At 76.0% G+C, this 10,774-nt stretch carries 8 protein-coding genes; 3 read left to right on the top strand and 5 right to left on the bottom strand.

Features of this window, described 5'->3' with window-relative positions; translation table 11 throughout:
• Positions 1–46: 46 nt before the first annotated feature.
• The 4 genes from ACR9E3_RS05595 to ACR9E3_RS05580 all read right to left on the bottom strand — a co-directional run bounded on the left by ACR9E3_RS05595 (position 47) and on the right by ACR9E3_RS05580 (position 5,227).
• Positions 47–1,291, bottom strand: coding sequence for a glycosyltransferase family 87 protein (locus ACR9E3_RS05595; protein WP_460379057.1), 1,245 nt, complete (start codon positions 1,289–1,291; stop codon positions 47–49).
• Between the two features lie 22 nt (positions 1,292–1,313).
• The gene (locus tag ACR9E3_RS05590) at positions 1,314–2,210 is read right to left on the bottom strand and encodes an alpha/beta hydrolase (RefSeq protein WP_460379056.1); all 897 of its coding nucleotides are present in this window, start codon (positions 2,208–2,210) and stop codon (positions 1,314–1,316) included.
• Positions 2,211–2,276: 66 nt separating this feature from the next.
• Positions 2,277–3,059 carry a PIG-L family deacetylase gene (locus ACR9E3_RS05585; protein ID WP_460379055.1) on the bottom strand — a complete coding sequence of 261 codons (783 nt, stop codon included), beginning with the start codon at positions 3,057–3,059 and terminating at the stop codon, positions 2,277–2,279.
• A gap of 35 nt (positions 3,060–3,094) precedes the next feature.
• The gene (locus ACR9E3_RS05580; protein WP_460379054.1) at positions 3,095–5,227 is read right to left on the bottom strand and encodes a DNA polymerase III subunit gamma/tau domain-containing protein; all 2,133 of its coding nucleotides are present in this window, start codon (positions 5,225–5,227) and stop codon (positions 3,095–3,097) included.
• A 260-nt stretch (positions 5,228–5,487) separates the two neighbouring features.
• Here ACR9E3_RS05580 and ACR9E3_RS05575 point away from each other — a divergent pair, with 260 nt between their 5' ends.
• Both ACR9E3_RS05575 and ACR9E3_RS05570 read left to right on the top strand, forming a co-directional pair.
• The gene (locus ACR9E3_RS05575) at positions 5,488–6,759 is read left to right on the top strand and encodes a class I SAM-dependent methyltransferase (protein ID WP_460379053.1); all 1,272 of its coding nucleotides are present in this window, start codon (positions 5,488–5,490) and stop codon (positions 6,757–6,759) included.
• 117 nt (positions 6,760–6,876) lie between these two features.
• Positions 6,877–7,635, top strand: a complete 759-nt coding sequence (locus ACR9E3_RS05570) for an SDR family NAD(P)-dependent oxidoreductase (protein WP_460379052.1) — start codon at positions 6,877–6,879, stop codon at positions 7,633–7,635.
• A gap of 10 nt (positions 7,636–7,645) precedes the next feature.
• Here the strand turns inward: ACR9E3_RS05570 and ACR9E3_RS05565 are convergent, their stop codons facing one another.
• The gene (locus tag ACR9E3_RS05565; RefSeq protein ID WP_460379051.1) at positions 7,646–9,430 is read right to left on the bottom strand and encodes a TM0106 family RecB-like putative nuclease; all 1,785 of its coding nucleotides are present in this window, start codon (positions 9,428–9,430) and stop codon (positions 7,646–7,648) included.
• Positions 9,431–9,674: 244 nt separating this feature from the next.
• On the opposite strand from ACR9E3_RS05565, the gene ACR9E3_RS05560 reads away from it, so the two are divergent.
• Positions 9,675–10,433 (top strand): DUF6474 family protein, encoded by a 759-nt coding sequence (locus ACR9E3_RS05560; protein WP_460379050.1) that lies wholly within the window; start codon positions 9,675–9,677, stop codon positions 10,431–10,433.
• The last annotated feature ends 341 nt before the right edge of the window (positions 10,434–10,774 follow it).

Here is a 10,774-nt window from a genome sequence, read left to right as displayed (position 1 = left end):
CTCCGGGGTGGTCGTCGGCTGCTGAGCTCGTCGGCACCCGGCCCTGTCAGGGCACGGCGGCAACCGACGGACGGTGCTCCTCGGTCGCGGCGGCAGCGCGCGGCGCGGTCGCCGACGTCCGCCCGTCGGCGAACAACACGACCGCCCAGTGCACGACCATGTAGCCCACCGGCAACAGCAGCCCGATGACGGCTTCCGCCGTCGTCTTGTCCGGCCACAGTCCGGGCAGGGTCAAGGGGACCAGCGCGATCGCCACGAGCAACACCCCGGCGGCGCGGGACTCCCGGCGGGCCAGCAGCACGACGACGGCCGGGAACAACAGGATGAGGTAGCCCCGCCACGACACGGGCGCCGCGAGCAGGGAGGCGGCGACGATCGCCCACATCCCCAGCTCGCGGTTCCTGGCCAGCCAGATCGTCACCGCGAGGATGACCAGTCCGAGGAGCGTCGCGGCCGGGACCGCGGCGGGCAGGTCGGCGAGGTGGCCCGTGGAGAAGTTCGGGGTGAACAACCGCCGTGCCTGGTTGGACAAGGACACGTTCTCGAAGTAACCGCCGCCGTTGTCGCGGGCCAGGGCTCGGACCCACCCGACCGTCGCCGAGGGTCCCGCGATGAGCACACCGAACAGCATGGTCGCGACGAACCCTCCGGCCCCGGCCACGGCGTCGCGCCACCGTCGCTGCACGAGAGGCCACGCGAGCAGCGGCAGCATCGACGGCTTGAGCGCCGCCACGACCCCGAGCACCACGGCCGACCACCAGGTCTGCCCGCGCCGCTCGAGCACCCACGCCCCGATCAGGCCGAGCAGCAACGGCACGTACACCTGGCCCTGCCAGAGGACGCTGATGGCCTGGCCCGAGACCAGCAACGACGCCGCTCCGAGCACGGCCACCGCCGGCGGCGCGTCGATCTCCCGGGCGACCCACATCGCCGCCACCACGAGAAGGGCGACCGAGACCACGGTCCACATCCGGTAGGCCACCACCGGGTCGAAGAGGCCGAGAGTGGCGAACACCGGCATCCACGACGGCGGGTTCAGGTTGACCACGTTCGCCACCGGGTCGGGCAGGTAGGGATCTCCGCCGGCACGCCACGCCGCGGCGGAACCGACGAAGCTCAGGAAGTCGCCGTGGTCGGCCATGTCGGTCTGGGCGAGCTGGGCGAGATCGGTGAAGCCGAACCGGGCGTACAGGTAGAGGGCACCGACGGCCACCACCGCGGCCGCGGCATAGAGCGCGACGGCACGGGCCGGCGACGCGATCGCCCACGCCCAACCACCACCACGGACCATGCCCGCTCGCCCCATCGTCAGCTCAGAGCCCTTCCAGGAACGCGACCTGCGCCGCGACGGACGTCGCGAACGCCTCGCCGACGTAGATGTCGAAGTGCCCGCAGTCGAGCTCGAGCACCTCGACCGGTCCGCCCGCCCGCCGTGCCGCGGCACGCACGGCGGCCGGCGGGGCGATCGAGTCGGCCGCCGCGACGACGACCAGCATCGGGCAGCGCACCCGCGCCGCGTCGGCGACCGGGCGGTTGAACGGGATGGCGAGGATCCCGCGTGCCGGCATCTCGTTGCGGAACGTCGGGCCGGTGATGGCGCCGTAGCCGGGCTCGGCGTCGGCCGCGGTGATCGCCGCCGTGGCGCCGGGCGGGCCGACGATGCCCACGAGGTGCGGCGGGGCGCCGACCAGCGACCCGACGGCGTCGCGCACGGCGTGCGCCGACACCTTGAGCAGCTGACCCGGGCCCGCGTAGCGCAGGATCTCGGCGACCGCCGCGAGGCCGTCCATCGCCGCGCCCTGCGAGATCACGCCCGCGATCCGGCTGTCGCGGGCGGCCACGGCGACGACGTGGCCGCCCGAGTAGGAGCTGCCCCAGAGCACGATCCGGTCCGGGTCGACGCCCTCGATCGCGCGGGCCCGGGCGATCGCGGCGTGGTAGTCCTCGCGGTGGCGGCGGTGGTCGACGAGCTGGCGCGGCTCGCCCTCCGAGGCGCCGAAGCCCCGGTAGTCGAACACCACGACCTCCGCGCCGGCGGCGGCGAAGCGCTCGGCGAACGGGAGCAGGCCGCTGTCACGGGTGGCGCCGAAGCCGTGGGCCATCACGACGCACGGGCGCCCGGCGGGGCCGCGCAGGTCGTCGGTCGTCGCCGGGACGTGCCAGGCGGCCAGCCGGACGCCGCGCTGGTCGACGACGATCTCGCTGGGCATCGCGCGGGCTCCGTCCGTCAGCGGATGTCGGACCCATACCACCACGCCGGGCGAGACGTCCGTCCGTCAGGTCTCCGCAGGGAAGAGCGTGTCCTCGCGGTGCGCGGGGTCGCCGTCGACGCGGATGAACCACTCGGTGCCGAACGCGAGCGCGAACCGGTCGTCGGGCAGCGCGAGGAAGAACGAGTCCTCGGCGATCTGGCTGCGGTGCGCGCGCATCGCCTCCCGCTTCGCCCCGAGCCACGGCGTGACGTCCACGCGCGTGGTGAGCACCGCCTCGGGCGAGCCGAACGCCTCGCTGTCCAGGTCGGGCACCTCCTCGCCCGCGGCGCGCGCCATCTCCACCATCCGCCGGAAGTCGTCCCGGTTGGAGGTGGCCTCGTAGACGCGCGGGGTGCCCGCGATCTCCCCGGCCCGCCGTCCCACCCGGTGGACCTGGATGTGGTCGGGATGGCCGTACCCGCCGATGCGGTCGTAGACCGTGAGGACCTCGGCGTCCTCCTCGCGCAGGATGTCCGCGAGGCGCTCGGCGGCCTCCTCGACGTCGGCGGACCAGAACGACCCGGGCGCGCCGTTGGTGTCGGTGTCGACCATGCCGGAGTCGACGTAGCCGAGGAACTCGACCCGTGCCGCGCCGAGCACCTCCGCGGCCGCGTGGGTCTCGCGGACGCGGCGCTCGGCGAGCGTCTCGCCCTCGTCGAGGACGCCGGGCACGATCTCGCCGTGCTCGCCGCGGGTGGCGACCACGAGCACCACGCGGTGTCCGGCCTCCGCCGCGGAGCGCATGACGCCGCCGCAGGTGATGCACTCGTCGTCGGGGTGGGCCTGGAAGGTGACCATCGTCGCCACGGGGTCGAGCCTAGTGAGCGCCCCGCGAGGGCCGCTCAGGCGAGGGCGATCGAGGCGACGAGCACGATCGCCACCAGCAGCAGGACCGCGGCCGTGCCGAGGATCGCGCCCGCCCGCGGCCCGGGCCCGCGCGCGAAGAGCTCCCGGCCCTGGAGACCCTCGGACCGCGCGGCGGCGGCGTGCACCCAGGGCGGCGCGGTCTCCTCCGGCCGGGCCACCCCGCCGCCGGCGGCGCGGGCCGGCACCGAACCGGGCACGAACTGGGTGCGCTCCGGGGGCGGTGGCACGGGCGGTCGTGCCGGACCCGGTGACCACGCTCCGCGGACCGGCACCGCACGCTGCGGCACGACCTGGGTCTCCTCACCACCCGCCGTGCCACCGGGCACGACCTGCGTCCGGTCGGCGACCGGACCGGCCGCGTCCCGGACCACCTGCGTCGTGTCCGGCGACGGCGCGTCCTCGCCGCCGGCGTCCGCCGCCGACCAGCGGAACGGCGGCGGGAAGGGGTCCGCGGGCAGCGGTCGCTCGTCGGTCTGCGCGGCCTCGTCCTCGGCCGGGGGCGGTGGCGGGCGCAGCGCGGGCGCAGTGCCGCCGGACCCGGGCAGTGGCGGCGCGTCGGCCACCGGCGCCGGCACCGGGATGCCGCGGGGCCGCGCCGTCCCGGGAGCGTCGCCGGGCGCGGGCGCGAGTGCGGACGTTGGCTCGGCGTCGGGCTCGTCGTCCGCCGGGTCGGGACGCGCCTCGGGAGGTGTCGCAGGTGTCGGGCCGGCGCCGGGGGTGGTGCGGGTGTGGGTAGCGCCGGTCTCGGGGGCGCCGGTCTCGGGGGCGCCGCCGGCCGCGCCATCGGTGCCCGTGCCACCCGCAGGCGCGCCACCCGTGGCCGCGGTGTCGGCCGACGCGCCACCCGTGGCCGCGCTGTCCGTGCTGGCGGCGGCGGTTTCGCGTGTGGCGGCGTCGCGCGTGGCGTCCGTCGCGGGGCTCGAGGGTGCCGCGGACGTCGCCCCGGCGATCTCGTCCGCGCCGGACGCTTCCCCGACGGCGCTCGCGGCGTCGGCGCCGACCGGGCTCGCGGTCCCGGCCAGGCTCGCGGCGATGCCGAGATCGCCGGCCGGGGCTCCGCCGGACCCGGGGGTGTCCGCCCGGACCGTGCTCCCCGACACGGGCGCGTCGTCAGGGACGCCGCCAACACCCGGCGCCTCGGAGGCGCGCCCGGCCGCGGCGTCGTCCGTCGTCCGGGGCGGTGGGCGGTCCCCGCCTCCCGAGGCCGGCGCGCCGGCCGCGGCGTCGGGCTCCTCGCCGACCGCAGCGTCCACCGGTGCCGGCCCGTCGCCGGCGCCCGCGGTCGCCGGGTACGGGTCGTCACCGGCGGGCCCACGGGTCGGGACGTCGCCGCGCTGCTCGCGCGGCATCGCTTCTCGCGACGTGGACGGGATCCCGGCCGACGCGCCCGCCGCCGCCGACGTGGGGTCGTCGACCGATGGCGCGGGCCGGTCCGGGCGTTCCCCCGCATCGGTCGCTTCTCCACCGTCCCGGCCGGGTGGTCGGCCGGCGGGGACGCTCCCGGACCGCGGGTCGGCGGCACGCAGCACGCCGGTGTCGACGGGGCCCGTGCCGCCGACGACGGGTCCCGGCTCCGGCGCCCGGGGCGTCCCGGACGGCGCGGTGCGGCGATCGCCGCGCGGAGCACCGGGTGCTGCCGGAGGCGGCGGCGCCCCCGGTCGGGTCGGAGCGGACGGCGGGCCTCCCGGCGATCCCGGCCGGCGCGGCGGGCTCGACGCGGCGTAGGGGCCGGCCGGAGCACCACGCGGAGGTGCCGGCGGTCGCGCGCCTCCGGGCGGGGGGCCGGCGCCCGGCGGGGTCGGACCGGCGGGCGGGCGGGGGTGGCCCGGGTCCCGGGGCACGGACGGCGGTGGGCGGCCCGTCGACGTCGCCGGACCGGACGGACCGTCGGACCCCGTCCCGACGCCGGTCTCGAACCCGCTGTCGAAACCCAGCTCGCGCTCCGCGGCGTCGAGCTCGCTGTCGTCGAGGTCGTCCCGAGGGGGTGGCGGGGGCGGCGGCAGCCGCGTGGCGAGGATCTCGTCGCGGCGGCGCCGGTAGGACTCCGCGTCGACACGCCCGGTGGCCAGGTCCTCGTCGAGCCGGCGCAGCTGCTCGGGGACGCCCATGACACCTTCCTCCGCGGCCCTCGCCGACGCCGGACGGATGCCGTCCGACCTGGGCAGAATTCGCACGGTAACGCACCGAGACGCTCGGTGAGTGATCGTCGCCGTCGACCGCCCACCGGGTGCCGTCCGCTGATCTCCGTGAAATCCGGTGAACACCCGGGCGTCCGATCACGAAGGTGGCGGCGACGGTCGTGCGCGACCGATCGAGCAGGACGGCCGAGCGGTCGAGACGTGCGGCCGCGGACGAGAGGACGACACACGTGTCACCGAGCTCCCGCACCACCTCCGCCTCCGCGGCGACCCGTCGGGCCGTACCGCGCCCGGCGGAGGGCATCTGGCCGGGCCTGCAGGACCCGGGGGAGAACCGGCTCCGCATGACGGTGGCCCGCGGCCTGGTCCGCGCGGCGGTCCGGCGCATCCCGCTGCACCTCGTGTGGCCCGACGGGACGGTCGAGGGCGACCCCGCGGGACCGGGCCTGCGTCTCATCCGTCCCGAGGCCTTCTTCACCCGCCTGGGCCGCCACGGCCTGATCGGCTTCGGCGAGGGCTGGATGGTCGGCGACTGGGACTCCGACGACCTCGTGGGCGTCCTGCGGACCCTCACCGACCACGTCGAGGTGCTCGTCCCCCGCCCGCTGCGCAACCTGCGCCGCCTCTACGACCGCGGCCAGCCCCGCGAGGAGGTGGCGGCCGACGCCGCGGCGTCACAGGAGAACGTGCACCGCCACTACGACCTGTCGAACGACCTGTTCGGCCTCTTCCTCGACGAGTCGATGATGTACTCGGCGGCCTGGTTCGACCCCGCCCGGCCGGACGAGCCGCTGGTCGACGCCCAGCACCGCAAGATCGACGGCATCCTCGACCTCGCCGGCGTGCGCTCCGGCCAGCACGTCCTCGAGATCGGCACGGGCTGGGGCGAGGCGGCCATCCGCGCCGCGCGCCGCGGCGCCCGCGTCACGACGCTGACCCTCTCGGTGGAGCAGGCCGAGCTGGCCCGGGCCCGCGCCGAGAGCGCGGGCGTCTCGGACCGGATCACCATCGACGTCCGGGACTACCGCGAGGCGGTCGGCGAGTACGACGCCGTGGTCAGCATCGAGATGATCGAGGCGGTCGGCGAGCGGTTCTGGCCCGAGTACTTCCGCGCCGTCGACCGCCTGCTGGCCCCGGGGGGGCGGTTCGGGCTGCAGTCGATCACGATGCCGCACCACCGGCTCCAGGCGACGAAGTCGTCGTACACCTGGATCCACAAGTACATCTTCCCGGGCGGTCTCATCCCGAGCCTCGAGGCGATCGACCAGACGCTGGCGCGCCACACGACCCTCGAGGTCGTCGACCGCCGCTCGATCGGCCTCGACTACGCCGAGACCCTCCGGCGGTGGCGGGACACCTTCCTCTCCCACGAGGCCGAGGTGCGCGCCCTCGGGTTCGACGAGACCTTCGTGCGCATGTGGGACTTCTACCTCGCCTACTCCGAGGCCGGGTTCGCCTCGCAGTACCTGGACGACCTCCAGCTGGGCATCACCCGCCGGTGAGGGGCGAGCGGTGGCCCTGAGCACAAACGGTCAGGGCTGACGGCAGCGGCCACGGGGTCGGCGATAGCCTCCGCGAGGCTCTCCCATCCCCGTGCCGCAGAGGAGCCTCTCAGAGACATGGACACCACCGACGTCGCCGCGATCGTCACCGGCGGGGCCTCCGGCCTCGGCGGCGCCACCGTCCGCCGGCTCGCCGACGACGGCGCCCGGGTGATCGCCATCGACCTCCCGAAGGCCGTCGACGGTGCCGAGGAGCTCAAGAACGTCGAGTACGTCGGCGCCGACGTCACCGACGGCGACCAGGTCGCCGCGGCCGTCGAGGCCGCGACGTCGACCGGCCTGCCCCTGCGCGTGGTGGTCAACTGCGCGGGCATCGGCACCGCCGGCCGCGTGCTGTCGAAGAAGGGCCCCCACGACCTCGGTGTGTTCAACCAGGTCATCGGCGTCAACCTCATCGGCACCTTCAACGTCATGCGTCTCGCGTCCGAGGCCGTCGCGGCCACCGAACCGCTCGCCGACGGCACGCGCGGCGTCGTGGTGAACACCGCCTCGGTCGCGGCGTTCGAGGGCCAGATCGGCCAGATCGCCTACTCGGCCTCGAAGGGCGGTGTCGTCGGCATGACGGTGCCCGCCGCGCGCGACCTCGCCCAGTACGGCATCCGCGTCATGACCATCGCCCCGGGCATCATCGACACCCCGATGCTCGCCGGGGTCGAGGAGTCCTTCCGCGAGCAGCTGGCCGAGGGCATCCCGTTCCCCAAGCGTCTCGGGCGCCCGGACGAGTACGCGCAGCTCGTCGCCCAGATCATCGAGCACGACTACCTCAACGGCGAGGTCATCCGCTTCGACGGCGGCCTGCGCATGCAGCCCCGGTAGCCACCGCCGGTCACGCCGTGAGGTCCGCGAGGTGCGGCACCTCGAGGACACGGTCGGACGTCAGCCACGTGCGCAGCGTCCACGTGGCCCGCACGTCGTCGGCGTTGTAGACGAGCAGGCGCTCGCGCTGCGCCGGGTCGGCCTCGCCGCCGTCGAGCCCGACCGCGTCGCGGTACCAGCGCATGGAGTTCTCGCCGCCCGCCTCGGGGTCGTGCCAGGCGAAACCCGCCGACGGCGCGACCCGCTTGAGGCCCTTGCCGTGCGGGCAGAGGAACGCCTCGCTGACCACGGGGAAGAGGTCGATCCAGACGTCGGAGGCGATGAACTCCTCCACCTCTTCCGCCGGCGGCACTCCCGGCATCCCCCCGAACCGTTCGGCCGAGGCGCGCAACCAGCGGTTCTCCGCCTGCTCGTTGTAGCAGTAGGCCCGCAGCACGAGCCCGCGCGCGGCGCACCGCGCACGGACGTCGGCGAGCCACGTCCAGAACTCGCCGAACGAGCGGCCCTCGTCGCGGGTGGGCAACGGATCCCACGTCGCGAAGGCGCGGTAGCCCTGCTCGAGGCCGATGTCGGCCCCGGTGAGCAGGACGCCCCACAGGTACGCGCCGTCCTCGCCGAGGCTCTCCATGTCGACGTCCAGCTCGACGTCGCCGCGCGCGACCGTGGGACGCGCGACCCGGCGGACCAGCGGCACGTCACCGCGCCAGGCCCGGGCGAGCGCCACCGCCTCGACCAGGTCCGGGCCCTCGGGAGCGGCCGACGTGTCCGCGGCCTCGGGGTCGTCGGGCGGGGGCCCCGGGAGCCCGACCGCCGGGTCGAGGGCCGCGAGCTCGCGCACCGTCGTGATGCCGCGGCCCCGCAGCTGCAGCGCGGCATCGCCCCGGACGACGAGGCTGACGTCGTCGGTACCGCGCAGGGCGGCCTCGCACGTCGGCCACCACGGGCACCGGCGGCACTCGGTGATCCGGGAGGGCTCCGCGAGCGCCGGTGCCCGGCGCCGGGCCGCCTCCGCCACGGCGAGGCGGTCGGCATGCCGGCGGTCGTAGGTCTCGAGGGCGCTGCGCCCGCCCGACCCCCCGGAGGCCGCGAGGTCGATCCACACCACGACGTCGGTGTCGAGGCCGACCACCCCGCCCCACACCGGCTCGTCCGTGCGCTCCGGCGGGGCCAGCCCGGCGGCGCGCAGCATGCGGTGCAGGTGGGCCAGGCGCAGGACGTCGCGCGTGACGGTGCGGACCCGGCGCGACTCGTCGGGCCGCGCCGCGGCGGGGTGGGGCTGCGCGAGCGGGGAGGTCAGCGCGCCCTCGCCGGGGTCGGTGACACGGTGGCGCACCACGATGAGGGGCCACCACCCCGACGTCGGATCGCCGGGCTCGGCCCGCACGAGCGCCTCTGCGCCGCCGCGCCTGCCCTCGGCCGCGGGCAGCTCGGCCGCGCCGACGACGTCGGCCCGCAGGTCCGGATCCGCGAGCACCGCGCGCGTCGCGGCCGCCCGCGCCCGGGAGCCGGACGTCGGCGGCACCGACACCCAGCGCGACCCGAGGAGCTCCGCCCACCGCGCGGCGAGCGTCGCCCGGTGGGCCGCGGCGTCGGCGCGGCGCATCGCGACGCCGGGGTCGGCGTCCTCGTCGGTCGGCACGCTGCCCGGCGGGAGGTCCTCGGGCGGGACGTGCTCGAGGTGGACCCGGCGCCGGCACCGCGTGGTGGCCGCGGCGTCGAGCAGGACCGGGCGCGGCACGGCGGACGAGGCGGGGACGCACCCGTCGTCGGCCTCGCGCTCGGTCGTCGTGCTCATGGTCCGAGCTTCCCACGCCACCCCGACACGCCCGATCGAGGACGTCCACCCCGGCTCCGCCCGTGATCACCGACTGGTGGGGTGTGGCGCCCGGGCGAGGAGGGCACTCGGCGGCCGACGGGGCGCCGGAGGCCCAGCGCACCGACGCGCCGGGCCGGTCCGCGGCCCGACGCACGGCGGCGCCCGCCACTAGGGTGCGGGCGTTCGCCCGCGCGCGACGCGGGCACGAGGATCGGGAGGGTCCATGGGACTGCTGCGGCGCGGGCGGACCGCGACGGCCGCGGACGAGCTCGAGGTGGCCGACGACGTGTTCGTCGTGAGCCCGAAGGCCGCCGACCTCGCCGTCGCCGCCCAGAAGGAGCGCGGGCGGGCGGCCCGTGCGGAGCGCCTGCTCGCCGAGACCCAGGAGGCCTCGATCCTCGGGGACAAGAAGGCCCTCAAGGCCGCGAAGAAGCGTCGCAAGGCCGAGGAGAAGGCCGCGAAGGACGAGAGCACCGACCTCGAGGGCACGGCCGCGGACCCGCTCACCGGCGCGAAGATCAAGCGCTACATCGGGATCGCCCGGATCGTCGTCCCCGTCGTCGCCCCGATCGTCTACCAGGCGGTCGGCGAGGCGCGGGACCGCTGGGACGCCCACCGGGCACGCCAGCTCGGCGTCGCGCCCGACGAGCTCGCCGACTTCACCGGGCGCGGGGCGGCCCTCTACGCCCGCATCCACAACCTCGCGACCTCGGCGAACGACCTGCGCACCCGTTACGGCAGCGGCCAGGAGGCGCGGGCGACCGACATCCGGTCGTTCGTCGACGACGCCGAGCAGCGCCTCGCCGACATGGAGTCCGCGGTGCGCGCGGCCGAGCAGATGCCCTCGAGCCGGCGGCGCAGCGCCCACCTCGCGGTGTCCGGCGAGCTCGACCGCGTCGAGACCCGGCTGCTCGCGCTGTGGGGCGTCGGCGAGCCGTCGCGCGCCGCGCTCGGGACCCGGAACCCGTCGACACCATCCTGAGTCGACCGGGCGCCCGCTCCCGTTGATCCGAACGGGCTACGTTGCCTCGATGTCCACATCACGATCTTAATACGCCCATCATGTGACTCCCCGTGACAGCTGCGCGCCTTCGGACGTGTCGCGGGTCACTGTCACGGCCTGGAGCTGCTCGAAGTCGGTTGTGGACGTCCTGAGCGGGCACGGCCCACTACCGAGTGCGGCCGAGGCTCCGGGTAAACGTCCCTCGAATGTCGGACCAACGGGGTGACAACGCCCCGCTCTGCCGCCTACTGTCCCCGCAGCCGTTGTCGCAGGGACAACGGTCGTTGCCCCTGACGCCCCGCTCAGCGGGTCGCCCCGGG

Source organism: Actinomycetospora sp. C-140 (assembly GCF_054796175.1).
Note: the sequence above shows the minus strand (reverse complement) of the source record. Positions and strands in the feature narration are given on the sequence as shown.